General features: G+C 61.8%; 21 protein-coding genes. 9 read left to right on the forward strand and 12 right to left on the reverse strand.

Going from position 1 to position 26,093, the window contains the following annotated elements:
- Positions 1–5 precede the first annotated feature (5 nt).
- The 4 genes from ACP7CJ_RS08240 (at position 6) to fba (ending at position 3,193) form a co-directional block, all read left to right on the forward strand.
- Positions 6–1,169: a phosphoglycerate kinase gene (locus ACP7CJ_RS08240; protein WP_276195248.1), complete on the forward strand. Its 1,164-nt coding sequence runs from the start codon at positions 6–8 to the stop codon at positions 1,167–1,169.
- A 26-nt stretch (positions 1,170–1,195) separates the two neighbouring features.
- Positions 1,196–1,423: a hypothetical protein gene (locus tag ACP7CJ_RS08245; protein ID WP_276195247.1), complete on the forward strand. Its 228-nt coding sequence runs from the start codon at positions 1,196–1,198 to the stop codon at positions 1,421–1,423.
- Between the two features lie 60 nt (positions 1,424–1,483).
- Positions 1,484–1,816, forward strand: a complete 333-nt coding sequence (locus ACP7CJ_RS08250) for an MliC family protein (RefSeq protein ID WP_247404051.1) — start codon at positions 1,484–1,486, stop codon at positions 1,814–1,816.
- Positions 1,817–2,128: 312 nt separating this feature from the next.
- Positions 2,129–3,193, forward strand: a complete 1,065-nt coding sequence (fba, locus tag ACP7CJ_RS08255) for a class II fructose-bisphosphate aldolase (RefSeq protein WP_247404048.1) — start codon at positions 2,129–2,131, stop codon at positions 3,191–3,193.
- Between the two features lie 237 nt (positions 3,194–3,430).
- Here fba and ACP7CJ_RS08260 read toward each other — a convergent pair whose 3' ends face one another.
- Positions 3,431–4,096 (reverse strand): polysaccharide lyase family 7 protein, encoded by a 666-nt coding sequence (locus tag ACP7CJ_RS08260; RefSeq protein ID WP_276195245.1) that lies wholly within the window; start codon positions 4,094–4,096, stop codon positions 3,431–3,433.
- A 312-nt stretch (positions 4,097–4,408) separates the two neighbouring features.
- Between ACP7CJ_RS08260 and ACP7CJ_RS08265 the strand changes: the two genes are divergently transcribed.
- Genes ACP7CJ_RS08265 through ACP7CJ_RS08275 form a run of 3 tightly spaced genes read left to right on the forward strand, consistent with a single transcriptional unit; the run spans position 4,409 to position 7,374 of the window.
- The gene (locus ACP7CJ_RS08265) at positions 4,409–6,514 is read left to right on the forward strand and encodes a putative bifunctional diguanylate cyclase/phosphodiesterase (RefSeq protein ID WP_276195244.1); all 2,106 of its coding nucleotides are present in this window, start codon (positions 4,409–4,411) and stop codon (positions 6,512–6,514) included.
- A 43-nt stretch (positions 6,515–6,557) separates the two neighbouring features.
- A complete protein-coding gene (locus ACP7CJ_RS08270; RefSeq protein WP_010207148.1) occupies positions 6,558–7,058 on the forward strand; it encodes a M48 metallopeptidase family protein in 501 nt (166 codons plus the stop codon).
- A 19-nt stretch (positions 7,059–7,077) separates the two neighbouring features.
- Positions 7,078–7,374 (forward strand): winged helix-turn-helix domain-containing protein, encoded by a 297-nt coding sequence (locus ACP7CJ_RS08275; RefSeq protein ID WP_247404038.1) that lies wholly within the window; start codon positions 7,078–7,080, stop codon positions 7,372–7,374.
- A 115-nt stretch (positions 7,375–7,489) separates the two neighbouring features.
- Here ACP7CJ_RS08275 and ACP7CJ_RS08280 read toward each other — a convergent pair whose 3' ends face one another.
- Positions 7,490–7,942 carry a GNAT family N-acetyltransferase gene (locus ACP7CJ_RS08280; protein ID WP_276195243.1) on the reverse strand — a complete coding sequence of 151 codons (453 nt, stop codon included), beginning with the start codon at positions 7,940–7,942 and terminating at the stop codon, positions 7,490–7,492.
- Between the two features lie 202 nt (positions 7,943–8,144).
- On the opposite strand from ACP7CJ_RS08280, the gene ACP7CJ_RS08285 reads away from it, so the two are divergent.
- The gene (locus ACP7CJ_RS08285) at positions 8,145–8,882 is read left to right on the forward strand and encodes a substrate-binding periplasmic protein (protein ID WP_276195242.1); all 738 of its coding nucleotides are present in this window, start codon (positions 8,145–8,147) and stop codon (positions 8,880–8,882) included.
- A 4-nt stretch (positions 8,883–8,886) separates the two neighbouring features.
- On the opposite strand, the gene yccS is transcribed toward ACP7CJ_RS08285, so the two are convergent.
- From yccS to betI, 10 genes are all read right to left on the reverse strand, one after another.
- A complete protein-coding gene (gene yccS, locus ACP7CJ_RS08290) occupies positions 8,887–11,070 on the reverse strand; it encodes a YccS family putative transporter (protein ID WP_276195241.1) in 2,184 nt (727 codons plus the stop codon).
- A gap of 234 nt (positions 11,071–11,304) precedes the next feature.
- Positions 11,305–12,483 (reverse strand): NAD(P)/FAD-dependent oxidoreductase, encoded by a 1,179-nt coding sequence (locus ACP7CJ_RS08295; RefSeq protein ID WP_426099991.1) that lies wholly within the window; start codon positions 12,481–12,483, stop codon positions 11,305–11,307.
- A gap of 160 nt (positions 12,484–12,643) precedes the next feature.
- Complete coding sequence (gene dbpA, locus ACP7CJ_RS08300; protein ID WP_247397788.1) at positions 12,644–13,981, reverse strand: ATP-dependent RNA helicase DbpA; 1,338 nt, start codon at positions 13,979–13,981, stop codon at positions 12,644–12,646.
- 130 nt (positions 13,982–14,111) lie between these two features.
- A complete protein-coding gene (gene mdtD, locus ACP7CJ_RS08305) occupies positions 14,112–15,539 on the reverse strand; it encodes a multidrug transporter subunit MdtD (RefSeq protein WP_426099992.1) in 1,428 nt (475 codons plus the stop codon).
- A 36-nt stretch (positions 15,540–15,575) separates the two neighbouring features.
- Positions 15,576–16,478 (reverse strand): alpha/beta fold hydrolase, encoded by a 903-nt coding sequence (locus ACP7CJ_RS08310; protein ID WP_426099993.1) that lies wholly within the window; start codon positions 16,476–16,478, stop codon positions 15,576–15,578.
- A gap of 300 nt (positions 16,479–16,778) precedes the next feature.
- Positions 16,779–18,095 (reverse strand): TldD/PmbA family protein, encoded by a 1,317-nt coding sequence (locus ACP7CJ_RS08315; protein WP_426099994.1) that lies wholly within the window; start codon positions 18,093–18,095, stop codon positions 16,779–16,781.
- Entirely contained in the window at positions 18,095–19,537 is a 1,443-nt protein-coding gene (locus ACP7CJ_RS08320; protein WP_276195235.1) for a TldD/PmbA family protein, read from the reverse strand. The genes ACP7CJ_RS08315 and ACP7CJ_RS08320 overlap by 1 nt, the downstream gene beginning before the upstream one ends.
- Positions 19,538–19,742: 205 nt before the next feature.
- The gene (gene betA / locus ACP7CJ_RS08325) at positions 19,743–21,446 is read right to left on the reverse strand and encodes a choline dehydrogenase (protein WP_247397767.1); all 1,704 of its coding nucleotides are present in this window, start codon (positions 21,444–21,446) and stop codon (positions 19,743–19,745) included.
- A 141-nt stretch (positions 21,447–21,587) separates the two neighbouring features.
- The gene (gene betB / locus ACP7CJ_RS08330) at positions 21,588–23,060 is read right to left on the reverse strand and encodes a betaine-aldehyde dehydrogenase (protein ID WP_276195234.1); all 1,473 of its coding nucleotides are present in this window, start codon (positions 23,058–23,060) and stop codon (positions 21,588–21,590) included.
- A gap of 110 nt (positions 23,061–23,170) precedes the next feature.
- Entirely contained in the window at positions 23,171–23,764 is a 594-nt protein-coding gene (betI, locus tag ACP7CJ_RS08335; protein WP_276195233.1) for a transcriptional regulator BetI, read from the reverse strand.
- Between the two features lie 390 nt (positions 23,765–24,154).
- On the opposite strand from betI, the gene ACP7CJ_RS08340 reads away from it, so the two are divergent.
- Positions 24,155–26,089 carry a BCCT family transporter gene (locus ACP7CJ_RS08340; RefSeq protein WP_426100013.1) on the forward strand — a complete coding sequence of 645 codons (1,935 nt, stop codon included), beginning with the start codon at positions 24,155–24,157 and terminating at the stop codon, positions 26,087–26,089.
- Positions 26,090–26,093 lie beyond the last annotated feature (4 nt).

Below are 26,093 nucleotides of genomic sequence, written 5' to 3' on the forward strand. Positions count from 1 at the left end.
CACCCATGACCGTGTTGAAGATGACCGACCTCGATCTGCAAGGTAAACGCGTACTGATTCGCGAAGACCTCAACGTCCCAATCAAGGACGGTGTTGTCACCAGCGATGCGCGAATCCTGGCCTCGCTGCCGACCATCAAGCTGGCCCTGGAAAAAGGCGCAGCCGTGATGGTTTGCTCCCACCTGGGTCGTCCGACCGAAGGTGAGTTCTCGGCTGAAAACAGCCTCAAGCCTGTGGCCGATTACCTGAGCAAGGCCCTGGGCCGCGACGTGCCGCTGGTAGCTGACTACCTGGGCGGCGTCGACGTGAAGGCCGGCGACATCGTGCTGTTCGAAAACGTGCGCTTCAACAAGGGCGAGAAAAAGAACAGTGACGAACTGGCCCAGCAATACGCCGCCCTGTGCGACGTGTTCGTGATGGACGCATTCGGCACCGCTCACCGTGCCGAAGGCTCGACCCACGGCGTGGCCAAGTTCGCCAAGGTCGCGGCTGCTGGCCCGTTGCTGGCTGCCGAGCTGGACGCACTGGGCAAGGCCCTGGGTGCGCCGGCCCAGCCAATGGCCGCCATCGTGGCCGGCTCCAAAGTCTCCACCAAGCTGGACGTGCTCAACAGCCTGAGCCAGATCTGCAACCAACTGATCGTCGGCGGCGGCATTGCCAACACGTTCCTGGCGGCAGCCGGCCACCCGGTGGGCAAGTCGCTGTACGAGCCGGACCTGCTGGACACCGCGCGTGCCATCGCCGCCAAGGTCAGCGTGCCGCTGCCGGTGGACGTGGTCGTGGCCAAGGAATTCGCCGAAAGCGCCGAAGCCACGGTCAAACTCATCGATGACGTGGAGGCCGATGACATGATCCTGGACATCGGCCCGCAAACTGCGGCCAACTTCGCAGAGCTGCTGAAAGCCTCCCGGACCATCCTGTGGAACGGCCCGGTCGGCGTGTTCGAGTTCGACCAGTTCGGCAACGGCACCAAAGTGCTGGCCAAAGCCATCGCCGAAAGCTCGGCATTCTCCATCGCCGGCGGCGGCGACACCCTGGCGGCCATCGATAAATATGGCGTTGCCGACCAGATCTCCTACATTTCCACCGGTGGCGGCGCGTTCCTTGAATTTGTCGAAGGCAAAGTCCTGCCTGCCGTTGAAGTCCTGGAAAGCCGAGCCAAAGGCTGAGGCAGATCAGGAAAAGGAGCATTCCCATGATCAAGTCGTTGGCACTGGTGATTGCAGCGGGCCTGTTGGCCGGCTGCGGCAGCACGCCGAGCGCGGCGCCGGCGCCTGGAAAAGCGCTGCCTGTGCAGAAAAAAAACTGCAACCAGGCCGATTGGCAAGCCGAGACCATGCCGGTGATCAACAAGCGCCTGGGCAACGAACGGCTGGAGAAATACGACTCTGCGCCCAACGGTCAGGAACAGGGTTGCCCTTGACGGGTCTGATCAACTAACCGACTGCAACGCAGCCCTTGGGCCTGCGTGCGAGGATTGGCAATGAAAGGCGTTTTCGCCCTGGCAGCACTGGCCCTACTGGCCGGTTGCAGCAGCATGAACATGTTCAACAAGGCAGAGCCTGCCGACAAATGGACGACCTGGACCTGCGACAGCAAGGCCGAGGTCAACTGGCGCTTTGCCAACCCGGCCCGCACCGAAGTGGACGTCCGTCTCGGCGGCTCGCCCCAGGTTTACCGCCTCAAGCAGGACGTGGCGGCGTCGGGCGTGTTGTACAGCAACGACCAGTTGGCGTTTCACACAAAAGGTGAGGAAGGCCTGGTTTACTGGGTTGCCACCGACGATTTGATCGGGCGCGGCTGCAAGGCCCAGTAAACAGAACACGGTCTCAACATTAATGAGACCAAAATGTGGGAGGGGCGGTGCGACGATTCGACTTGCCCCCGATAGCGTTGGGTCAGCCACCCGCGATGTCGACAGGTAAATCGCCGTCGCGGGCAAGTCGAATCGTCGCACCGCCCCTCCCACATTGATACGGTTTCAAAGTGATGTCGGCGTTGAGTCCGGCTCACAAAAAACGATTCAGCCAGCCAGGCATGCAAAGCCTGACCGGCAATAACTTGAATAGCAGCCGCCGCTACGGCAGGCTTGCACGATTAACGACCCTCGACCGGGAGAGACAACACAATGGCACTTATCAGCATGCGTCAAATGCTGGACCACGCAGCCGAGTTCGGCTATGGCGTCCCAGCTTTTAACGTCAACAACCTTGAGCAGATGCGCGCCATCATGGAAGCCGCTGACAAGACCGACTCTCCAGTGATCGTCCAGGCCTCGGCCGGTGCGCGCAAATATGCCGGCGCCCCGTTCCTGCGTCACCTGATCCTCGCTGCGATCGAAGAGTTCCCGCACATCCCGGTGTGCATGCACCAGGACCACGGCACCAGCCCAGACGTGTGCCAGCGTTCCATCCAACTGGGCTTCAGCTCGGTGATGATGGATGGCTCCCTCGGCGAAGACGGCAAGACCCCGACCGACTACGAGTACAACGTGCGCGTCACCCAACAAACCGTGGCCCTGGCTCACGCCTGCGGCGTATCGGTTGAAGGCGAGCTGGGCTGCCTGGGTTCCCTGGAAACCGGCATGGCCGGCGAAGAAGACGGCATCGGCGCCGAAGGCGTGCTGGATCACAGCCAGATGCTGACCGACCCGGAAGAAGCTGCCGACTTCGTCAAGAAGACTCAGGTCGACGCCCTGGCCATCGCCATCGGCACCAGCCACGGCGCCTACAAGTTCACCAAGCCGCCTACCGGCGACGTGCTGGCCATCGACCGCATCAAGGAAATCCACAAGCGCATCCCCAACACCCACCTGGTGATGCACGGTTCTTCCTCGGTGCCGCAAGAGTGGCTGGCGATCATCAACCAGTACGGCGGCGACATCAAAGAAACCTACGGTGTACCGGTTGAAGAAATCGTCGAAGGCATCAAGTACGGCGTGCGCAAGGTCAACATCGACACCGACCTGCGCCTGGCGTCCACCGGCGCGATGCGCCGCCTGATGGCCACCAACCCGAGCGAATTCGACCCACGTAAATTCTTCGGCGCGACCGTGACGGCGATGCGCGATGTGTGTATCGCACGTTATGAAGCGTTTGGTACTGCGGGCAATGCTTCGAAGATCAAGCCGATCTCGTTGGAAGCGATGTACCAGCGTTACCTGAAAGGTGAGTTGAACGCCAAGGTGAACTGAGCCTCAGGCGTTTAAAAAGAAGCCCGCAGCGATGCGGGCTTTTTTTTGGCCGGGATTTGATCCGCTTGCAGGTCGCGCTCGGCGAATCGTGTAGGACAGACCCTTAACCCTCAATCGACGTAGGGCACATGTGGGAGCCGGGCTTGCCCGCGATGGCGGACGGTCAAACAGCTTATCCGGTCACTGACCCACCGCCATCGCGGACAGCGCCGACTTAAAGATCAAACAAGCCATCGTTCACTCATGATCAATATCCAGCTTGGCAAACGTCACCCGTGCACCTTCCTTGCTGTCGCCACTGTTGTCCTGCACATACGTCCCCGCCTTGAAATACAGCAGCTTGCTGCCCCATGCCGCGCCAATGCGTTCGTTCCACTCATCGTCGGCGGCGTACACGCTGAGCAAGCCGGCTTTATTGAGGTTGATGGTGTACGTAAAGCTCTTCTCCAGCGGCACATTGGAGGCGACGATGATCACCCGGCTTTCGTCCTCGTCCGGGCGCATGCGGACCTTGGCGACGATGTTGCCGGTCTGGGTTTTTTCCTTGAACTGGTATTCCAGCTTGATCAGCGGTTTTTGGCTGTCGTAGGCGTGGATCTGGCCGATGACGATTTTCCCGGAGGATGGCACCTGATTGACGGTCAATGTGGCGTGTAGATAATTGTCGGCTTCGGGGTAGGTCCAGTTGCGCAGGCGACCATCGGCGTAGGTTTCGCGCAGTTCGCTGCGGGGGTAAATGGCGTTTTCGGTGCGGGTGCCGGTGACGGGTGTCCAGAATTGCACGTTGCTGCCTTCGGCCTGGAAATATTGGTCGTTGAAGCCATTCATCAGCTTTGGGGTGTCGATCGTCGTGGGGGGCGAGCCGACCGGAATGCTTAGGTTCCAGGTGGAAAGATCAATCATGGCGTAGGCCTTTTTACAGATAGGTGTAGGCTTTGGCCCTTGGGCCAGACAGCATCTTTATAGGCGGTAGCCCACCGCTTGTTAATCAATGGCTGGCAAGTTATTGGCGCCAAGGGAATGTCAAAAAGCCATGTTCCGCATGAAACGTGGGCTGTAGAGGTTGACCGTTAGTCGGCTTAGCAGTTTTTGGCGCAATGATGGCACCCTCGTCACTTCTGATTTTCGGGAACCAAGGCTAGAGTGAGACCTCAGTGCTTGCCTGGTTTTTCTGTCAGAACTGACCGGTGCGGCACCTTAAGGAAGAGACGTAGCATGGAATGCGCTCCACACCCAGGCGATGGTGGTTCGGTTCTTCTGGTGGTCGATGACTACCCGGAAAACCTGATCAGCATGCGTGCCCTTTTGCAGCGTGATGACTGGCGGGTGGTGACCGCCGGTTCCGGCCTGGAGGCTCTGGAGCTGTTGCTCCAGCACGAAGTCGACTTGGTGCTGCTCGACGTAATGATGCCCGGCATGGACGGTTTTGAAGTCGCCCGCCTGATGCGCGGCAGCCAGCGCACACGCATGACGCCGATCATCTTTCTGAGCGCCAATGCGCAATCGCCGGCCGCTGTGCTGGAGGGCTATGCCAGCGGCGCCATCGACTACATGTTCAAACCCTTCGACCCGCATATTCTCAAGCCCAAGGTTCAGGCGTTGCTGGAGCACCAGCGCAATCGCCGGGCCTTGCAGCGCCTGAGCCATGACCTGGAATCCGCCCGCGCCTTCAACGCCTCGGTGCTGGATAACGCCGCCGAAGGCATCCTGGTGGTCAGCGAGGCGGGCGTGATCGAGTACGCCAACCCGGCGATTTCGCGTCTGCTCAATGCCACGCTCCATGAACTCAACGGCCAGGATTTCCTGGGTTTCCTGCAAAAACCCCATGTGCCGGCCTGGCTTGAGTCGCAGATGTGCGCCAGTTACCGCCGGGGCGAAACCTGGCGCTTGCACGATGCGATCTTGCGCACCGGCCGTGGTCAGCAGGTGCCGGTGGCGCTGTCCTGTGCGCCATTACCTGCCGAGCGAAAGGCGATGGTGGTGACCGTGTTGGACATGTCCGAAGTTCGCCATTTGCATCAACAACTGGAATTCCAGGCGGTGACCGACCCGCTGACCGGCTTGTTGAACCGCCGTGGTTTTTACCAGGCGGTGGAAAACTCCTTGCTGCGCAGTGATCGGACCGAGCAGTCCTTGGTCTTGCTGTACCTGGACCTCGACGGCTTCAAGCGGGTCAACGACTCGCTGGGGCATGACGCCGGTGATCGGGTGCTGCGCTGGGTCTCGGAACAGTTGCAGAGTTGCCTGCGTTCCTACGACATTCTCGGACGCATGGGCGGGGATGAGTTCACGGCGTTGCTGGAGCTGGAGTTCCCCGAGCAGGCAGCGAAGATTGCCGAGAAACTGATCGAGCGCGTGTCTGTTGGCCAGCAGGTTGACGGTTTGGAGGTGATGCTCGGGGTCAGCATCGGCATCGCCACGTTCCCGGATTGCGGGTCGGACTTGAGTGGCCTGTTGCGTGCGGCTGACATCGCGATGTATGAAGCCAAGCGTGCGGGGCGTCAGCAATATCGCTATTACGATCAGGAAATGAACGGCCGTGCGCGCTCGCGGCTGATGCTCGAAGACAGCGTGCGCAGCGCCATCCAGAACAAGGATTTCACTCTGGTGTACCAGCCCCAGGTGTCCCTGGAGGATGGCCATCTGCGCGGCGTCGAGGCATTGTTGCGCTGGCAGCACCCGAGTGTCGGCGATGTACCGCCGGGGCTGTTTTTGCCGCTGCTGGAAGAGGCCCGGCTGATCAGTCAGTTGAGCGCCTGGATCTACCACCAGGTCGCGTCCCAGCGCCAAGCGTGGCAAGCCACGTTCGAGGATGCGCTGGTGTTGAGCGTGAGCTTGAGCGGCAGCCAGTTCAACATGCCCAACTTGGCGAGCCAACTGCAGCAGGTGCTCGACCGACACGGGCTGCAGGGGCGCCAGTTGGAAGTGGAGATCGGTGAGGACAGCCTGATGCATAACCTCGAAGAGTCCGCCAAGCAGCTCAAGTTGCTGCGCGCGGTCGGGGTGCGCATCGCCCTGGATGACTTCGGTTCCGGCCACTGTTCCCTGGCCCACCTGCGCGACCTGGAATTCGACACGCTCAAGCTCGACCGCCAATTGATCGCGTGCCTGCCGGGCTCGGCGCGGGATGCGGCGATGGCCCGCAGCATTATCGAGTTGTGCGGGCATTTCGGCGTGCTGGTGGTCGCCGAGGGTGTAGAGACGCAGGAGCAAGCTCATTGGCTCAAGGCCAATGGTTGCGCGTTTGTCCAGGGACCGTGGGCGGCGCAGCCGTTGATGGCCGAGGCGGTGGTCGACTGGTCGCGCGCCCGTTCCGGTTGAATTCGCTACACTGGCGCCCATTCGAACCCTGTTGCAGACCTCAATGACCGCACTGAAATACCTCCAGGCCTACCCCGCAGCCCTCCAGGAGCAAGTGCGCCAACTGATCGCCAAGGACCAGTTGGGCGCCTACCTGGAACAGCGTTACCCCGAACGTCACGCCGTGCAGAGCGACAAAGCCCTGTACGCCTACGCGCTGGCCTTGAAGCAGGAGCACCTGCGCAACGCGCCGGCCATCGACAAAGTGCTGTTCGATAACCGTCTTGATCTGACGCACCGCGCCCTCGGCCTGCACACCACGATCTCGCGGGTTCAGGGCGGCAATCTGAAGTCCAAGAAAGAAATCCGCATCGCCGCGCTGTTCAAGGAGGCTGCCCCGGAGTTTCTGCGCATGATCGTGGTACACGAGCTGGCGCACTTCAAGGAATCGGACCACAACAAAGCGTTCTACAAACTCTGTGAGTACATGATGCCGGGCTACCATCAGGTGGAATTCGACCTGCGTGTGTACCTCACGTATCGCGATCTGCAGGGCAAACCCTGACTTTCCAAGGCGGTTGACCATGGATGTGAGCAAGACCAAAAGCAGCTTCTACCGCCGCCTGTACGTGGCGTATTTGATCGACAGCCAGCAGGCCAGCAGCGTGCCGGCGCTGACCGAGGTGACGGGCATGCCCCGGCGCACCGCGCAGGACACGATTGCGGCGTTGGCGGATCTGGATATCGTCTGCGAGTTCGAGCAGGAAGACGGCGCGCGCAATCATGCGGGGCATTATCGGATTCGCGATTGGGGCGCGATTGATCGGGGGTGGATCGAGGCGAATCTTGCGTCGATCAAACAGGTATTGGGTTATCCCTGAGCCTTGGCGGTCGCTGGGCTGACGCTTTCGTGAGCAAGCCCGCTCCCACATTTAACCGCGTACACCGTTTGGAATGCGCGCGAATGTGGGAGCGGGCTTGCTCACGATGGGGCCATCAGGCGCGCCGCATGCCGATGTGGGGAATATCGTCTTCAAGGTATTGCTCGCCCGCCACCAAAAAACCATACCGCGCGTAATAACCCTGCAAATGTGCCTGGGCTGACAGAAAGATCGGCGTCTCTGGCCAGATATCGTCAATCTGCTTGAGCGCTTCTTCCATCATCAGATGCCCCAGCCCGGTGCCGCGTGTCATCGGTGCCACGATCACCCGGCCGATCACCACATCCCCGGCCTGGGTCTCCGGGTCCAGCAGGCGCAGGTAGGCCACCAGTTCATCGTCTTTCCAGGCCATCAGGTGGTGGGTATCGCCTTGCAGGTCCTGCCCGTCGATGTCCTGATAGAGGCACTTTTGCTCGACGACGAAGACCTCGCTGCGCAGGCGCAGAATGGCGTACAGCTGTTCCTTGCCCAGCTCGGTGTGATGTTTACAGACCCATTCGACTGTCATAGTGCGGTTCTCTTGGAAGTGACTGTCCCGGATAGTAAGCGCGGTAGGCACTTCTGTCTAAATCAGCTATTTTTTTCAGTGCCGTCAATCTGCCATCATTGTGTGCATTCAGCGTCGGGTTCTTTGTGTAATCTGAGCTACTGTTAGATCCTCAGGCACTGCCTGAGCCAAGGCCACCACCTGCCCGCCAAGGACTTTAAGCATGCCGCGATTCTCTCGTGCCCTTGCTTTGATTGGAATGTTGTTGATGGCCCCGCCGGCGTTCGCGCAGCGTCTGCGCCTGGTGGCGGATGCCTGGCCACCCTTTACCGATGCCAACTTGGTCAATGGCGGGCTGGCTACCGATATTGTCAGCACGGCCTTGGCCCGCGCCGGTTATGCCAGTGATTTCGAGCAGGTGCCCTGGGCCCGCGCGTTGATGGGCGTCGGCGATGGGCGCTACGACGTGTTGGTCAACGCCTGGTATGACGACGCTCGCACGCATCTGGGGCAGTTTTCCGCTGGATACCTGATCAACCGCTTGGTGTTTATCAAGCGCCGCGACGATCCCATCGAGTTTCAGAACCTTGAGCAATTGCACGACTACCCCATCGCCGTGGTGCGTGGGTATGCGTATTCAGCGGCGTTTGACCAAGACCCCCAGTTACAGAAAATCCCGGTGCATAACTTCGCCATGGCGGTGCGCATGCTCGTCGCGCGTCGGGTACGCCTGACGGTGGAGGACGAATACGTCGCCCGCTATTACCTGGCACAGGAGTCGGCGCGGGTGCGTAGCTCGGTGGAGTTTTTGCCGCAGCCGTTGAGTGAAAACAGCCTGCATATTCTGGTCAGCCTGAAGAACCCCGAGCATGAGCAGATCGTTGCCAGCTTTGACCGCGAGATTGCCAAGATGAAGACTGATGGCAGCTATGCGCGGTTGATGAAGCAGCACGGGATGTAGGGGCCTACGCCGCGCTGGTGTCTTTGATCAGGTGCGCGGCCAGGGTGCGCAATGGCCCCAACTGCCGGCAAATCAACGCCAGTTGCGTCTGCACCAAGCGCTGCCCCTCATCGATCTCATCCGGCATCTGTTCCAGCTCGGCGGCCAACGCTTCCTCGGCATCGCTCTGAATCGCGATCGGCTGTTTATTGGCCAGCCCCGTGGCGATTTCGTCGATGCTCGCCGCCAGGGTTTTCCCCGCGCCGTCGATCAAGTGCTCGCGCACGTCGGCCGGCAGTTGGGTTTCGCGGTGCGCGCCGAGCCCCGACAGGTAGCTGAGCAAGGTGTGGGACAGCACCAGGAAGCGGAAGCCCACATCGGCTTCCTTTCGGAAGTGCCCCGGCTCCATCAGCATATTCGCCAGGGTGGTGGACAGCGCCGCATCGGCGTTGTGAGCGTTGCGTCGGGCCAGGCGATAGGCGAGGTCGTCGCGTTTGCCGGCGGCGTATTGCTGCATGATCTGGCGCAGGTAGATGCTGTTGCAGGTCAGGGTGTTCGCCAGCACTTTGTTCAGGCGCCGGCCTTGCCAGTCCGGCAGGAACAGGAACACGGTCAGGCCGGCAATCACGCTGCCGATCAAGGTGTCGAACAGCCGTGGCAGGAACAGCCCGTAGCCATCGCCCACCTGGTTGAAGCAGAACAGCACCATCAAGGTGATCGCCGCCGTGGCTAGGGTGTAGCGGGTGGTGCGGTTGATAAAGAACACCAGGCCTGCAGCGATGGCGAACATCGATTGCACCAGGGCGCTGGGGAACAGGTCGAACAACGCCCAGGCCACGGTGAGGCCGATGGCCGTGCCGATGATCCGCTGGCCGAGCTTGCGCCGGGTGGCGCCGTAGTTGGGCTGGCAGACGAATAGGGTGGTGAGGATGATCCAGTAGCCCTGGGAGGCGTGGATCGCATGCAGGGTGCCATAGCCGATGGTCAACGCCAGCGCCAGACGCAAGGCGTGGCGGAACAGCAGCGAGGTCGGCGTGAGTTGGGTGCGCAGGCGCGTCCACATTTCTTTGAGGTTGCGCGGGGCGCGATCGAGCAGGTTGCTATCAGTAGCGTCGGCCAGCGCGTCAGGGTTGCTGGCGTCACCCAGCAGGCGGTCGAGGGTCGACAGGTTGGCCGCCAGCGCACGCAAGGAGCGCAGCAGGCCGCGCCAGGCCGGGTTGCTCTGGATGCGCAGGTGTTCCATGGACGCGTTCAGGTCGCCCAGGGCTTCGGCGAAGCTGGCGTCATAGATGAACGGCTGGCGCAGTTGGATCGATTCGGCCAGGGCCTGGCAGGCCTTGCCTTGCTGGCGCAGCAGGCGCTGGCAGCGGAATAGCACGTCGCTATGGAAGAAGGCCTCGGCCAGGGCGTTGTAGGGGTAGTGGGACGAACTGGCGCGTTCGTGGATGTCCTGGGCCAGGAAGTACAGCTTGAGGTAACGACTGACCTTCGAGCCCGGCCGCCCATTGCCGACGCGGTGCAGGATAATTTCCTTCGCCGCATTCAGCGCGGCCACCACGCGGCCGTTTTGCTGGGCCAGCTCCAGGCGTCGCGCCTCCACATCCAACTGGCGGATCGGTTCGAACAGCGACGATTTGAGCTTGAGGTAATGCCCCAATTCGCGAAACAACCGCGCCAGGCTCTGCTGCACCGGCTGGTTGGAAAACAGCACCTGCCACAGCACTGACAGCGCCCCGTACCAGGCGGCCCCGGCCACCAGCAGCAGCGGTTCATGCCAGAAGTCCGTGACGGCGCCGCCGCGTTGGTCCACGCCGATCATGGTGTAGACCGACAGGATCAAGGTGGCCGAAGCAATCGCGCCATACCGTTCGCCAAGGGCGCCGAGCATGGTCAGGCCAAAACTCGCCAGGGCCAGGGCGACGGCAAAGGCCCAGGGATAGGGGAACAGCAACTCCACCGACAGCGCGGCAATGCTGAAACACACCAGCGTCACCGCCAGGGCATTGAGGCGGCCTTGCCAACTGTCGTCGGTCTCGGCCAGGGCGCTGGCGATAATTCCCAGGAACAGCGGGATCAGCAGCGTCATTTCATCTTGGTACCAGCACAGCGCCATGCTGCCGGTGAGGGCGATGAAGACCCGAACGCTGTAACTGAATTTATCCAGCGCCCACAGGCGCCGCATGGATTGGTTGAACGAGGTCGATGACATGAAGGCTGGAGTCTTCCGGGACGATGCCGCTAAATTGGGCCAGTAATGACGCCACGGCAAGCGTGGCGATCACATCTGACAGCAAAATTTATTCCGGCCACAGCATTCTCAATGTGCAATGCAGTCAATGTGGGAGGGGGCTTGCCCCCGATGGCGGCGTGTCAGTCACCTGATGAGTTGACTGGTCCACTGCTATCGGGGGCAAGCCCCCTCCCACATTTGTACTGCGTTGTGTCAGGCGTACTGCGCGGCGGCGTAGCCGGAAGCCCAGGCCCACTGGAAGTTGAAACCACCGAGGTGGCCGGTCACGTCCAGTACTTCACCGATAAAGTACAAGCCTGGGCTTTTCAGCGATTCCATGGTCTTGGACGACACTTCTCGCGTATCCACGCCGCCCAGCGTCACTTCGGCGGTGCGGTAGCCCTCGGTGCCTGCCGGGACCAGTTGCCAGCTCGCCAGTTTTTGCGCGATGTCGGCCAGTTCGGCGTGGGTGTACTGCTTCATCGGCTTGGACACGAACCAGGTTTCCGCCAGTAGGTTGGCCATCTTTTTGGTGAAGATCTCACCCAGCAGGGTTTTCAGCTCGCTGTTGGGGCGCTCGGCCTGTTGCTGTTGCAGCCAGGCGTGGGCGTCGTGGTCGGGTAGCAGGTTGATCTCGAGCGTGTCACCGGATTCCCAGTAGGAGGAAATCTGCAAAATCGCCGGCCCGCTCAGGCCGCGATGGGTAAACAGGAGGTTCTCGCGAAAGCTCTGGCCGTTGCAGTTGACCAGGCAGTCCACCGAGGTGCCGGACAACTCGCCGCACAAATCCTTGAGCTGGTCGGTGATGGTGAACGGCACCAGCCCGGCGCGGGTCGGCAGCAGTTCGTGGCCGAACTGCTTGGCCACCTGATAACCAAACCCGGTTGCGCCCAGCGTCGGAATCGACAAACCGCCGGTGGCGATCACCAGGGACTCGCAGCGCAGCTCGCCCAACGTGGTCTGCAACTGGTAGCCACTCTCGAGTTTGGCAATCTCTTGAATCGAAGTATCCAGGTGCAGGCTCACGCCGGTCTGGATGCACTCGTCGAGCAGCATGCCGAGGATGTCGCTGGATTTGTTATCGCAGAACAACTGGCCGAGTTTCTTCTCGTGGTACGGCACGCCGTGCTTGGCCACCAGCCCGATGAAATCCCATTGGGTGTAGCGGGCCAGGGCGGACTTGCAGAAGTGTGCGTTGTGCGAGAGGAAGTTGGCCGGCTCGGTGTACATATTGGTGAAATTGCAGCGGCCACCGCCGGACATCAGGATCTTCTTGCCGGCCTTGTTCGCGTGGTCGATCAGCATCACCTTGCGCCCACGCCCGGCGGCGGTCAGTGCGCACATCAAGCCTGCGGCGCCGGCGCCAATGATCACAACTTCGGTCGAGCGCACAGCAATGTCCTCACAAAATATTGATCTGAAATGCAATCAAAACTGTGGGAGGGGGCTTGCCCCCGATGGCGGTGGTCCAGTCAATTAATCAGGTGACTGATACACCGCCATCGGGGGCAAGCCCCCTCCCACATTAGATCTCCATGGGGTGGGAGATCGTTTACAAGATCCGCACGCGCAACGAACGGCCCTTGATCTTGCCGTCATTCAAACGCTGCAACGCCTGCTTGGCGACGCCGCGTTCCACGGCGACGAAGGCCTGGAAATCAAAGATCGCGATCTTGCCGACCTGGGCGCCGGGGATGCCGGCGTCACCGGTCAGTGCGCCGAGGATGTCGCCCGGGCGTACCTTGTCTTTACGGCCGGCGGCGATGCACAGGGTGCTCATCTGCGGCAGCAGCGGGCCACCGCTCTGCGGCTTGAGGTTGTCCAACTGGTCCCAGTTCAGCGGCGATTTCTGCAACTGCTCGATGGCTTGGGCACGGTGCGCTTCGGACGGCGCCACCAGGCTGATGGCGATCCCGGTCTCACCGGCACGGCCGGTGCGGCCGACGCGGTGGATGTGGATTTCCGAGTCGCGGGCCAGTTCGACGTTGATCACCATGTCCAGCGAGTCGATGTCCAGGCCTCGGGCGGCAACGTCGGTGGCGACGAGTACCGAGGTGCTGCGGTTGGCGAACATCGCCAGCACCTGGTCACGGTCACGCTGTTCCAGGTCGCCATGCAGGCCGACGGCGGAGATGCCCTTGGAGGTCAGGTGATCGACGGTTTCCTGCACTTGCTGCTTGGTGAAGCAGAACGCCACGCACGAGGCCGGGCGGAAGTGCGCGAGCACCTTGGTCACCGCGTCCATGCGTTCTTCCGGCGAAATCTCGTAGAAGCGCTGCTCGATCTGGTCATCGGAGTGGAAGGCTTCGGCCTTCACTTGCTGCGGCGCGCGCATGAATTTGGAGGCCAACTGCTTGATGCTCACCGGGTAGGTGGCCGAAAACAGCAGGGTCTGGCGGCGGGCCGGGGTCTTGCTGATGATGTCTTCGATGGCGTCGTAGAAGCCCATGTCGAGCATGCGGTCGGCTTCGTCGAGGATCAGCGTGTTCAAGCCGTCCAGCACCAGCGAACCCTTGCGCAGGTGTTGCTGGATGCGGCCCGGGGTGCCGACGATGACGTGGGCGCCATGCTCCAGCGAGGCGATCTGCGGGCCGAGGGACACGCCGCCACACAGGGTCAGCACCTTGATGTTGTCTTCGGCGCGGGCCAGGCGGCGGATTTCCTTAGCCACTTGGTCGGCCAGCTCGCGGGTCGGGCACATCACCAGGGCCTGGCAGCCGAAGTAGCGCGGGTTGATCGGGTTCAGCAGGCCGATGCCGAACGCAGCCGTCTTGCCGCTGCCGGTCTTGGCCTGGGCAATCAGGTCCAGCCCCTTGAGGATCACCGGCAAGCTCTGCGCCTGGATCTGCGTCATCTCGGCATAACCCAGCGAGTCGAGGTTAGCCAGCATGGCGGCGGAGAGCGGCAACGTATTAAAAGCGGTGGCGATGGTGGTCACGGGACTGGCTCTGCAAAACAAAATGTCGCGCAGTGTACCAGCCCCGTGGGATTTTCCCTGCAAGTTCTCGACGAGACGCCTGCTAGTGTTCGATGTCGTGCTCGCGGCTGACCCTACGTTTGCCGTCTTTTGGCGACAGTTGCAGGAAAATCGCCGCCGCCAGCATCGCCATGATGCCCACGGTGAGGAAGGTCAACTGGAAGGCACCGAGTACGGTGCTCACGCCGTCGTTGCCCGACTCGGCGGTAAACCCGCCGAGCAATGCACCGGCGCAGGCCACGCCAAGGCTCAGGGACAGTTGCGCTACCACCGACAGCAAGCTGTTGCCGCTGCTGGCCTGGGCGTCGTCGAGGTCGATCAGGGTGACGGTGTTCATCGCGGTGAACTGCAAGGAGTTGATCGCCCCCAGTACCGCCAGCATGCCCAGCAGCAGCGGGTAGGGGGTCTGCTCGCTGACCAGGCCCATGCTCGCCAGCATCAGGCCCAGGGCCAGGGTGTTGCCGGTCAATACCACGCGGTAGCCCAGGCGTTCGATCAGCGGCCGCGCGACAGACTTGGCCAACATCGCCGCCGCCGCCAGCGGCAGCATGCTCATCCCGGCCTGGGACGGTGAATAGCCCAAAGCCACCTGCAGCAGCAACGGCACCAGAAACGGCAAGGCGCCGCTGCCCAGGCGCGCGAACAGGTTGCCCAGGATGCCCACCGCAAAGGTGCGGGTCTTGAACAGCGCCGGCGAAAACAGCGGGTTATCGATATGCCCCGCGCGCAGCCAGTAGGCCGCCAGGCACGCCAGCCCGCCAAACAGCAGCAACATCACCCGCAGGTGCGGCAGGTGCAATTCGCCCAGACCTTCCATAGCGATGGTGATCAGCACCATCGCCGCGCCGAACAGCAGGAAGCCGCTCCCATCGAAACGCGTGCGCTCGCTGCCGCGCAGGTCGGGGATGAACTTCCACACGGCGTAGCAGCCGATCATGCCCACCGGCAGGTTGATCAGGAAAATCCAGTGCCACGTCAGGTATTGCACCATCCAGCCGCCGAGGGTCGGGCCGAGCAGCGGGCCGAGTAGGCCGGGGATGGTGATGAAACCCATGATTCGCACCAGCTCGGAGCGCGGATAAGCGCGCAGCACCACGAGCCGGCCGACCGGCAGCATCAGCGCACCGCCCAGGCCCTGGACCACCCGCGCGCCGACCAGCATGGTCAAGCTGCTGGACAGCGCGCACAGCAGCGAGCCAATGCTGAACAGCATGATCGCGCCAAAGAAGATTTTCTTGGTGCCGAAGCGGTCGGCGATCCAGCCCGACGCCGGGATCAGCAAGGCGACGGTGAGCATGTAGGCGATCACCACCCCTTGCATGCGCAGCGGGTTCTCTGCGAGGTCCCGGGCCATGGCCGGCAGTGCCGTGTTGAGAATCGTCCCATCCAGCGATTGCATGAAGAAGGCAATCGCGACCACCCAGGGTAGCCAGCGGGCGGTCTTGGCATCGAGAGGGGCGCGATTCGGCATGGGATCCCTTTTTGTTAGGAGGCTATGTGTCGGCGATTATGCGCCATTCGTCGCTCCTTTTCCCACTGGTGGTTCGTCTAAATCCGACAGCGGCGCGTGCTCGCCCACCAGGAAATCCAGCAGCGCCCGGTGGACCGCCAGCGCCGCTTCGCGGGACTCCAGGTCGAGCAAATGCCCGGTATGTTCGGCGACGGCAAAGCTGCTGCGGCCCACGTATTGCTTGAACAGTCGGGCCTCGGTGGCCGGGGTGTATTCGTCCAGCGTGCCGTTGAGGAAGTGCACCGGTGTTTCGATCCGGGTGAGCTGCGGCAGGTAGTTGCCATCGCCCATCGCCAGCACCTGGTGGATATGAAAGCGCGCCTGGCGGTATTCGGTGGTGGCCATGTTCGACAGGTGCCGATGGTTGTTGCGCTTGAGCCGCGGCGACAAGTATTTGCCCACCGTTTCGTTGAGCAAATGGCCGACGGCGGACTTGTCATCGGCCTCGATCAGCACGCGCACCCGCTCGACATAGTCGAGCATCGCCGGGTTGAGGTTGGGTGCCAGCGCCATCACTACTGAGCTTTCGATGGAGGGCGGGTTGTGCGCCAGGGTCAGCAGCGTGGAGATGCCGCCCCACGAGGCCGACACCAAGTGGTTGACCTGGAAGCGCTCCACCAGCGCGCGCAGGATTTGTACCTCGTCGTCCTTGGTCACCAGGTCCAGGTCAGTATTGTGTTCGCGCGAATAGCCGGAGAACGGCAGGTCGAACAGCAGCACATTGAAATGTTCGGCGAGGCACTTGCTGGTGCGCGCAAACGAGCGGGTGGTGGACAGCGCTCCATTGACCAACAGCACGGTTTTCCTTTGCGGATGTTTCTGTGGATCGAAACCCAACTGTTCTACGTGGACGTTGTAGTGCTTGAACAGCTTTTCTATGACAAAACTTCCATGGTTCATGTCAACGCTCCAGCTTGCCCTATCCCGGGCAAGGTCATACATCACGTGCGGGCACGTGGGTGGATGGCAGGGTGCCACCAACCGTTATAACGAGGTTTTTTGCAGGCGACAACCGGCCTTGGGCGGGCGGTGAGAGGGGTCTGATTTAGCTGTAGGACATGTCGAAACAAGACGTCTGAAATCAACACAAAACAATGTGGGAGGGGGCTTGCTCCCGATAGCGGTGTGTCAGTCAGTCCATCGAATACTGACACACCGCTATCGGGAGCAAGCCCCCTCCCACAAGGAGATTGCTGTTGGTTAGAGGGTCAGGGTCAGGCGCTTGACCAACGCCCCCGGCAACAGATTGGACGCGGTATTGCGCTGGCTGTAGGTGCTGGCTGACAGCAGCAATTCGCGCTCCGCGGTCAGCGCTTCGAGCTGTGAGCCGAGCAGGCTGTAGACGCTGTCATCGAAGCGCATGGTACTGACCGGCGCCTTGATCTCGCCGTCTTCCACCCAGAACGTGGCGAACCGGGTCATGCCGGTCAGGCGCGCCGCCGGCAGGTCGGAGTAGTTCAGGTACCACAGGTTGCTGATGTACAGCCCGGTGCCCAATTGCTTGAGGATATCGGCCTGGGCCAGGCTGCCCGCCGCCATCTGCAAGGCGCTGGGGGATTCGTCGCTGCTGGCGCCGTTGGCGCCGAGGCCGTATTCGGCGGCGCTGCGCGAATTGACCAGTTGGCCGTCGGCCTGGCCGGCGTTGATCAGCGTGACGTCACTGCGCGGGTAGCCTTCGCTGGAGAACGCCTCGCTCAGGGAGCCGCTGATGTGCTCATCCACCGTCACCAACGGGCTTAACGCCTGCTCTCCGGCATACAGGCGTTGCAGCGAGCTGCCTTTGCTGGCGATGGCCTGCGCGGAAAAACCGCCCCACGTGATGATGCTGATGATTTCTTCCAGCGCCGCCGGGGCCAGGTAGGCGCGGTATTGTCCTGGCGCCAGTGTGTGCAACGGGCGGCCGAGAAATTCCAGCTGATCGCGGGCTTGCTGGAAGCGCGCGGCGAACTCGGCGCTGTTCCAGGTGTGCCCGGCGTAACTGGCTTTCACCGCTTCGCCGTTGGCGTGGAACAGGCTGAAGTCGAAGTTGAAGCTATTGGCCTGGTGCCAGCCGAACGCCCCGTCGGAACTGGCGAAGCCACGGCTGATCGGGCCGGCGGCGTAGAAGCCGACCAGGTCGACCCCGTGTGCCGCCTGGCTGATGTCTTCGAGCACCTGGCCCAGCTCGGGCAGCGGCCGGGCCTGTTCGTTGTGGCTTTGCCAGGCGTTGTGGTTCAGCAACAGGTAAGGGTCATGCGGCAGCAACGGCAAGGTTTCGCGCAGTTGTTGCAGGCCATCGGCGAGGCGTTGGCGATCCAGCGCCGGTTCGCCGCCGAGGGTGATGCTGAGGTCGGCATGGCGACCGTCGTTGATCAGTTTGAGGTTGAGGCTGGCCTGTTGCACCTGGCCGGCCTGACGCACCTTGGCGTGGTTGAAACGCACGAATTCGGACGACTCTGCGGCATAGCCCAGGTGAAATTGTTCTTTGTCGGTGAGGGCTTGCTTGAGCCACTCCACCAATGCCTTGAAGTGGTTCATCAGGCATCTCCCCCGAATACATCAACGTTGCTGAACACACAGGCCGGCGACGCATGGCCGACGCGGATGACTTGGTTGGGTTCACCCTTGCCGCAGTTCGGCGTGCCCAGGACCTTGAAGGTGCTGGCGTCGCCCACGGCGCTGAGGTTGCGCCAGAACTGCGCGGAAATGGCGCGGTAGTTGGGGTTTTTTACCACGCCCTTGAGTTCACCGTTTTCGATCAACTGGCCCCACTCGCAGCCGAACTGGAATTTGTTGCGTGCATCGTCGATGGACCACGAACGGTTGGTCGACATCAGGATGCCGTGTTCGATGCCGCCAATCAGTTGCGCCAGGCTCTGGTCGCCGGCTTCGATATTCAGGTTGGCCATGCGGTCGATCGGCGGGCGGTTCCAACTGCTGGCACGGCTGTTGGCCACGCCGCCCATGCCGGAACGGAACTGCGACAGCGCGCCGCCCAGTGGCTTGAGCAGCAACCCTTCACGGATCAGGAATTGCTTGCTGGCGGCGGTGCCGTCGTCGTCATGGCTGTAGCTGGCCAGTTGCTCGGGAATGTCCGGGTCGAAGGTCACGTTGAGCAAGGGCGAGCCGTATTGCAGGCGGCCGAAGTCCTCGGCCTTGACGAAGCTGGTGCCGGCGTAATTGCGCTCGTCGCCCAGGATGCGGTCGAGCTCCAGCGGGTGGCCGATCGATTCGTGGATCTGCAGGATCATCTGGTCGGGCATCAGCAACAGGTCGCGCGGGCCCTGGGGCGTGTTCGGTGCCAGCAGCAACTGCAGGGCTTCGTCGGCAATGCGCGGCGCGGCGCCGACCAGGCCGAAGCGGTCGATCACATCGAAGCCACCCTGCTGGCCGAAGTTGCTGCCACCGAAGGTGCGCGACTGGCTGTCGTTGCCGTCGTAGGCGGTGACGTTGACGCCGGGGAATACAAAACGCTGGGCCTGGCGCAGCTCGGCACCGGCACTGTTGAGGTAGATCTGCTCGACGTGGGTCAAGCCGAGGCTGACTTCCCAGTTCACCAGGCGCTCGTCCTGGGGCACGGCAGCGGATTCATCGCCGAGCAACTGGTAGCAGTCGCTCAGGGACGGAAAGGCCTGGGCAAGGTTGGGTGACAGGTAGTCGGCGACGTCGCTGGACACGTGTTGATCGCGCAGGTCGAGCAGGGCATGGGGCTTGATCAGGCGTGCTTGCTGTTCGGCACGCTCAAGCGCGGCTTGCAGGCCGGGCAGGGAAATATCGTGGGTCGCGGCGTAGGCTTCGACCCCGTTGACGCGCACGGTGAGCATGGCGCCTTCGTCGTGGTTCAGGTGCGGCGGTGCGGCGACGTTCTTGCGCACCGACAGGTAGTGGCCGGATTCGCGCACGTAACGCAGGGAGAAGAAGTCGGCGGTGGTGCGCAGGGCACTGAAATGCTTTTTGAGTGTGGCGTGGTGGTCGAACATGGGGCCTTCCTTGTGGGCGGCTCAGCGCGGGCAGGCGAACAGAGTAGGCCTGGGCTGGGGAGCTATCAAGGAGAGTGTAGGTGCAAGGTTTGCGGCGTTGGGTCGGGCCTCATCGGGGGCAAGCCCCCTCCCACATTCTGACCGTGTGAACCCGATCAAGTGTGGGAGGGGGCTTGCCCCCGATGAGGGCGACACGGTCTTTCAGTTACTGCGCGGTCGGCCCCACTTCACGCATCGGCTTGCCCCGCACTGGCGCATCGCCGGCCACGTAGTAGTCGGCGGTGCTGCGCGGCAGCGGCTGGCGGCCACGGATCTTGTCGGCGATTTTCTCGGCGAGCATGATCGTCGGCGCGTTCAGGTTGCCGGTGGTGATGATCGGCATGATCGACGCATCGACCACGCGCAGGCCTTGCATGCCATGCACGCGGCCTTCGCCATCCACCACCGCCATTTCATCGGTGCCCATCTTGCACGAGCAGGACGGGTGGAACGCCGTTTCGGCGTGCTCGCGGATGAACGTGTCCAACTGCTCATCGGTTTGCACGTCGATACCCGGGCTGATTTCGCGGCCACGGAAGGCGTCGAGTGCGGGCTGCTGCATGATTTCACGGGTCAGGCGGATGCCATCGCGAAATTCCTGCCAGTCCTGCTCGGTGGCCATGTAGTTGAAGAGGATGCTCGGGTAGTCCCGTGGGTTCTTCGATTTCAACTGCACGCGGCCACGGCTCGGCGAACGCATGGAGCCCATGTGCGCCTGGAAGCCGTGTTCTTTCACGCCGTTGCTGCCGTTGTAGTTAATCGCCACCGGCAGGAAGTGGTACTGGATGTTCGGCCAATCGAAGTCTTCACGGGTACGGATAAAACCGCCCGCTTCGAACTGGTTGCTAGCGCCGATGCCGGTGCCGTTGAACAGCCACTCGGCACCGATCGCCGGTTGGTTGTACCAGAGCAGCGACGGGTACAGCGACACCGGTTGGGTGCAGGCGTATTGCAGGTACAGCTCAAGGTGGTCCTGCAGGTTTTCACCGACGCCGGGCAGGTCGTGGACCACCGGGATGTCGAGGCTTTCGAGCAGTTTGGCCGGGCCGACGCCGGAGCGTTGCAGCAGTTGCGGCGAGGCGATGGCGCCGCTGCACACCAGCACTTCTTTACGGGCGCGGGCTTCCACGCGTTCTTCGGCGGCACCGATCAGGTAACGCACGCCAACGGCACGCTTGCCGTCGAACAACACTTTGTCGGTCAGCGCGTGGGTGACGATGGTCAGGGTGGAGCGCTTTTTAGCCGTGTCCAGGTAACCGCGTGCGGTGCTGGCGCGACGGCCGTTTGGCGTGACGGTCCGGTCCATCGGGCCGAAGCCTTCCTGCTGGTAGCCGTTCAGGTCTTCGGTGCGCGGGTAACCGGCCTGCACGCCAGCTTCGACCATGGCGTGGAACAGCGGGTTGTTGCCGGCTTTGGGCGTGGTCACGCTGACCGGACCGTCGCCACCGTGGTAGTCGTTGGGGCCGATGTCGCGGGTTTCGGCCTTACGGAAATACGGCAGGCAGTCCAGGTACGCCCAGTCTTCAAGACCGGGCAGTTTCGACCAGTTGTCGTAGTCCATGGCGTTGCCACGGATGTAGCACATGCCGTTGATCAGGGAAGAGCCACCCAGGCCCTTGCCGCGCCCGCATTCCATGCGGCGGCCGTCCATGTGTGGCTCTGGATCGGTCTCGTAGGCCCAGTTGTAGCGGCGGCCTTGCAGCGGGAACGCCAGGGCGGCGGGCATCTGGGTACGGAAGTCGAGACGGTAGTCAGGACCGCCAGCTTCCAGCAGCAGGACGGTGACGCCTTCGTCTTCGGTCAGACGGGTCGCCAGGGTGTTACCGGCGGAGCCGGCACCCACAATGATGTAGTCGTATTCTTGGGACATGAATGCACCCTCTTTGAAGTGTGGTCAGGTCGGGCCTCATCGGGGGCAAGCCCCCTCCCACCTTTGACTGTGTAAACCCGATCAAATGTGGGAGGGGGCTTGCCCCCGATAGCGGCCTCAAAGGCAATACAAATCTCGGCTTTAGAACACCGAGGCGTAATCGCCCAGCTCAACCTGTACCGATTTGATGCGGGTGAAGTTGTTCAGCGAGCTGATCCCGTTTTCACGGCCCACGCCCGACTGCTTGTAGCCGCCGACCGGCATTTTTGCGTCGGACTCGCCCCAGGCGTTGATCCAGCAGATACCCGCTTCCAACTGATGAATGACGCGGTGGGCGCGGTTCAGGTCCTTGGTCACCAGGCCGGCGGCGAGGCCGAAGTCGGTGTCGTTGGCGCGGCGGATCACTTCTTCTTCCGTCTCATAAGTGAGGATGCTCATCACCGGGCCAAAGATTTCTTCACGGACGATGGTCATCTCGTCGGTGCAGTCGGTGAACACGGTCGGGGCAACAAAGGCGCCTTTGGCGAAGTCGCCCTCGGTCAGGCGGTCGCCGCCGCACAGCACGCGAGCGCCTTCTTCCTTACCTTTGGCGATGTAGCCCAGCACGCTTTCCATGTGGGCGAAACTGACCAGTGGGCCGAAGTTGGTGTTGTCATCTTGCGGGTCGCCAATGCGGATGCGCGCAACACGCTCGGCGATCTTGGCTTCGAACGCGGCTTGCAGGTGCTTGGGTACGAACACGCGCGTGCCGTTGGTGCAGACCTGGCCGGAGCTGTAGAAGTTGGCCATCATCGCGATGTCGGCGGCACGATCCAGGTCGGCGTCCTCGAACACGATCAGCGGCGATTTGCCGCCCAGTTCCATGGTCACTTCTTTGAGCGAGGAGCTGGAAGCGCTGGCCATGACTTTCTTGCCGGTGTCGGTGCCGCCGGTGAACGAGACTTTCTCGATGCGCGGGTGCTCGGTCAGCCAGGTGCCGACTTCACGGCCGCTGCCGGTCAAGACGTTGAACACACCGGCTGGAACGCCGGCTTCGGTGTAGATCTCGGCCAGTTTCAGGGTGGTCAGCGAGGTGACTTCGCTGGGCTTGAAGATCATCGCGTTACCGGCAGCCAGGGCCGGTGCGGATTTCCACAGGGCGATCTGGATCGGGTAGTTCCACGCGCCGATACCGGCGACCACGCCCAGCGGCTCGCGGCGGGTGTAGACGAAGGAAGTGTCGCGCAGCGGGATCTGCTCGCCTTCGATGGCCGGCACCAGGCCTGCGTAATATTCCAGCACGTCGGCGCCGGTGACGATGTCGACGTACTTGGTTTCGGAGAAGGATTTACCGGTGTCCAGGGTTTCCAGGGCGGCCAGTTCATCGTTGCGCTCGCGCAGGATGTCGACGGCACGACGCAGGATGCGCGAACGCTCCATGGCGGTCATGGCGGCCCAGATTTTCTGGCCTTTTTCCGCGCTGACCACGGCACGTTCAACGTCATCTTTCGTGGCGCGTTGCACGTTGGCGAGAACTTCACCGTTAGCCGGGTTGATGGCTTCGAAGGTGGCATCGCTGCCGGCATCGCTGTAGCCGCCGTCAATGTAGAGTTTTTGCAGGTCGAAACGGGCCATAAAGTCCTCGCAAGTGCATAAGTGGTTGGCGTTACCCGCCGCAAAGTGGGCCATAGGGGTGTGGCAACACTGAGCGGCAGACGTTCAGGGGTTGAGCGTTTATGTGTGCTCTAACTCACCTGCTTGGCCAATTGGAAATCCATGTATTCGTAAGCGATCCGTTGCGCTTGCGCCGTGTCGAAAGCGTCTCCCGACAGGGCGCCGCGTAGCCACAAACCGTCGATCAAAGCCGCCAGGCCCCGGGCTGCACTGCGCGCTTCAGGCAACGGCAGCTCACGGCGGAACTGGCAGCACAGGTTGGAATACAGACGTTGATCGTTGATCCGCTGCAACCTGTGCAAAGACGGGTGGTGCATGCTGGCGGCCCAGAAGGCCAGCCAGGTTTTCATTGCCGGTCCATTGACCTGGCTGGCATCGAAGTTGCCCCCGATGATTACCTGAATGTGTGCCCGCGGGCTGTCATCGTTCAGCGCCAGCCTGCGTTCATGGACGTTATCGATCAGCACATTCATCAGGTAGCGCATCGTCGCGGCGATCAGGCCGTTCTTGTCCTTGAAGTAGTGACTGATGATGCCGTTCGAAACGCCGGCCAAACGGGCGATCAGCGCAATGCTGGCATCTCCCATTCCGACTTGATCGATGGCCGTCAGCGTGGCTTCGATCAGTTGTTGGCGGCGTATGGGTTGCATACCGACCTTGGGCATGGAGTACCTCTCCTCAGGCCTGTCGGCGGGCGATAACGTCCGTCGACTTGATGGCCAGTCTATTTTGTTTTGATTGAACGTTCAATCAACAAAGAATAAGCTCTGCGACAAATTGCCGCTGCCTGCCGGTATTTCCTACGGGTAGGTGGCGACATCTGACACCTGCAAAAATCCTTGAAACAGGCCATTTCAGAGCCTGAACACCGCCTCGGCGGCCTCAAGAATTTTCGGGGTGTCTTTATAACACCCGTCCGTCGACTGCCGAAAAATCGATGAGCACGGGATCACCGTTGCCTTGTGTTTCTCTCTCGCACTGCCTGGAGCATCTGCGCCATGAGTTCTGCCTCTCTAATAAAGACCTCACCGGAAAAGGTGCGGGTCAACGGTTGGGTGTTCTACACCTCCACCGCGCTGATTCTGTTGTTGACCGCCATTTTGATCATCGCCCCGCAAGAGGCCGGCCGGGTGCTCGGCGTGGCGCAGGCATGGTTATCGAAAAGTTTCGGCTGGTACTACATGCTGGTGATCGCCGCCTACCTGGTGTTCGTGGTCGGCCTGGCGTTTTCGTCCTACGGCAAGTTGAAACTGGGCAGCAAGGACGACACCCCGGACTTCAGCTACGGCGCCTGGGCCGGCATGCTGTTCTCGTCGGGTATCGGCATTTCGCTGCTGTACTTCGGCGCCTCGGAGCCGTTGGACCATTACTTCAACCCGCCTGAAGGCGCGGCCGCCAGCAACGGTGCGGCGCGCCAGGCGCTGCAATTGACCTTCCTGCACTGGGGCCTGCACGGCTGGGCGATCTATGCCCTGGTCGGCCTGGCCGTGGCGTACTTCGCCTATCGGCACAACCAGCCGCTGGCCCTGCGTTCGGCGTTGTACCCGCTGGTGGGCGAGCGTTGGGTCAAAGGCGCGGCCGGCCACGCGGTGGACGGGTTCGGCATGTTCGTGACCCTGCTGGGCCTGGTGACCAACCTCGGTATCGGCGCGATGCAGGTATCGTCCGGCCTGGAAAACCTGTTCGGCATGCAGCACAACAACACCAACCTGCTGATCGTGATCATCGTGATGAGCACCGTGGCGACCATTGCCGCCGTGTCGGGGGTGGAAAACGGCATTCGTCGCCTGTCCAACCTCAACATCGTGTTGTTCAGCGGCTTGCTGATCTTCGTGCTGTTGTTCGGCCCGACCTTGCACCTGCTCAACGGCCTGGTGCAGAACACCGGTGACTACCTCGACGGCATCATCCTGAAAACCTTCGACCTGTACGTGTACGCCGGCGACGCCGACAAGACCGAACGCTGGATGGGCCTGTGGACTCTGTTCTATTGGGCTTGGTGGATTTCCTGGGCGCCATTCGTGGGCATGTTCATCGCGCGGATTTCCCGTGGTCGCACGGTGCGTGAACTGGTGGCCGGGGTGCTGCTGATTCCGCTGGGCTTCACCCTGGCGTGGTTGTCGATCTTCGGTAACTCGGCCCTGGACCTGGTGTTGAACCAGGGGGCGGTGGAGTTGGGCAAGACGGCGCTGGAACAACCGTCGATGGCCATCTACCAGTTGCTGGAGCATTACCCCGCGTCGAAAATCGTCATCGGTGTGTCTATTTTCGTGGGTTTTGTGCTGTTCCTGACCCCGGCGGATTCCGGCGCGGTGATGATGGCCAACCTTTCCTGCACAGGCGGCAACGTGGACGAAGATGCGCCGCACTGGCTGCGGATCTTCTGGTCGGCGGTGATCACCCTGGTGACCATCGGCCTGCTGTTTGCGGGTAACTTCGAAGCCATGCAGACCATGGTGGTGCTGGCGGGACTGCCGTTCTCGGTGGTGCTGATTGTGTTTATGTTCGGTTTGCACAAAGCGATGCGCCAGGACGTGGCGACGGAGCTGGAGCAGGCGCAATTGGCCGAGCGTGGCCGTCGTGGTTTCAGCGAGCGCTTGACCGCCCTGGACCTGCAACCGAGCCAGTCCACCGTGCAACGCTTTATGGACAAGCACGTCACGCCGGCGCTGGAACACGCGGCGACGGCGTTGCGCGACCAGGGGCTGGAGGTGCAGACGCTGTTGGGCAAATCTAAGCGTTGCATCGGCGTGCGCATCGAGATGGAAGAGGGCAACCCGTTTGTCTACGAAGTGAGCCTGGACGGCTACGCGGTGGCGTCGGACGAGCCGCCCGAGGCAGAGCGCACCCGTTACTACCGTGCCGAGGTGTACCTGCACAACGGGCCTCAGGAATACGACCTGATGGGCTTCGCCCAGGAACAGATCACCCGGGACGTGCTCGATCAGTTTGAAAGCCATCGGCAGCTCCTTGGCCGTGTCTATAGCTGATGGT

Source organism: Pseudomonas sp. PSPC3-2, from assembly GCF_049897085.1.
Classification (GTDB): domain Bacteria; phylum Pseudomonadota; class Gammaproteobacteria; order Pseudomonadales; family Pseudomonadaceae; genus Aquipseudomonas; species Aquipseudomonas paraveronii.

Coding starts and splice junctions, on each gene's coding strand:
- ACP7CJ_RS08310 (WP_426099993.1), bottom strand. CDS start 16,478: ATGAACCATGGAAGTTTTGTCATAGAAAAGCTGTTCAAGCACTACAAC.
- fba (WP_247404048.1), top strand. CDS start 2,129: ATGGCACTTATCAGCATGCGTCAAATGCTGGACCACGCAGCCGAGTTC.
- ACP7CJ_RS08320 (WP_276195235.1), bottom strand. CDS start 19,537: ATGTTCGACCACCACGCCACACTCAAAAAGCATTTCAGTGCCCTGCGC.
- ACP7CJ_RS08270 (WP_010207148.1), top strand. CDS start 6,558: ATGACCGCACTGAAATACCTCCAGGCCTACCCCGCAGCCCTCCAGGAG.
- ACP7CJ_RS08275 (WP_247404038.1), top strand. CDS start 7,078: ATGGATGTGAGCAAGACCAAAAGCAGCTTCTACCGCCGCCTGTACGTG.
- ACP7CJ_RS08265 (WP_276195244.1), top strand. CDS start 4,409: ATGGAATGCGCTCCACACCCAGGCGATGGTGGTTCGGTTCTTCTGGTG.
- ACP7CJ_RS08280 (WP_276195243.1), bottom strand. CDS start 7,942: ATGACAGTCGAATGGGTCTGTAAACATCACACCGAGCTGGGCAAGGAA.
- betB (WP_276195234.1), bottom strand. CDS start 23,060: ATGGCCCGTTTCGACCTGCAAAAACTCTACATTGACGGCGGCTACAGC.
- ACP7CJ_RS08285 (WP_276195242.1), top strand. CDS start 8,145: ATGCCGCGATTCTCTCGTGCCCTTGCTTTGATTGGAATGTTGTTGATG.
- dbpA (WP_247397788.1), bottom strand. CDS start 13,981: ATGCTGGCTAACCTCGACTCGCTGGGTTATGCCGAGATGACGCAGATC.
- yccS (WP_276195241.1), bottom strand. CDS start 11,070: ATGTCATCGACCTCGTTCAACCAATCCATGCGGCGCCTGTGGGCGCTG.
- betI (WP_276195233.1), bottom strand. CDS start 23,764: ATGCCCAAGGTCGGTATGCAACCCATACGCCGCCAACAACTGATCGAA.
- betA (WP_247397767.1), bottom strand. CDS start 21,446: ATGTCCCAAGAATACGACTACATCATTGTGGGTGCCGGCTCCGCCGGT.
- ACP7CJ_RS08240 (WP_276195248.1), top strand. CDS start 6: ATGACCGTGTTGAAGATGACCGACCTCGATCTGCAAGGTAAACGCGTA.
- ACP7CJ_RS08245 (WP_276195247.1), top strand. CDS start 1,196: ATGATCAAGTCGTTGGCACTGGTGATTGCAGCGGGCCTGTTGGCCGGC.
- ACP7CJ_RS08250 (WP_247404051.1), top strand. CDS start 1,484: ATGAAAGGCGTTTTCGCCCTGGCAGCACTGGCCCTACTGGCCGGTTGC.
- ACP7CJ_RS08315 (WP_426099994.1), bottom strand. CDS start 18,095: ATGAACCACTTCAAGGCATTGGTGGAGTGGCTCAAGCAAGCCCTCACC.
- mdtD (WP_426099992.1), bottom strand. CDS start 15,539: ATGCCGAATCGCGCCCCTCTCGATGCCAAGACCGCCCGCTGGCTACCC.
- ACP7CJ_RS08260 (WP_276195245.1), bottom strand. CDS start 4,096: ATGATTGATCTTTCCACCTGGAACCTAAGCATTCCGGTCGGCTCGCCC.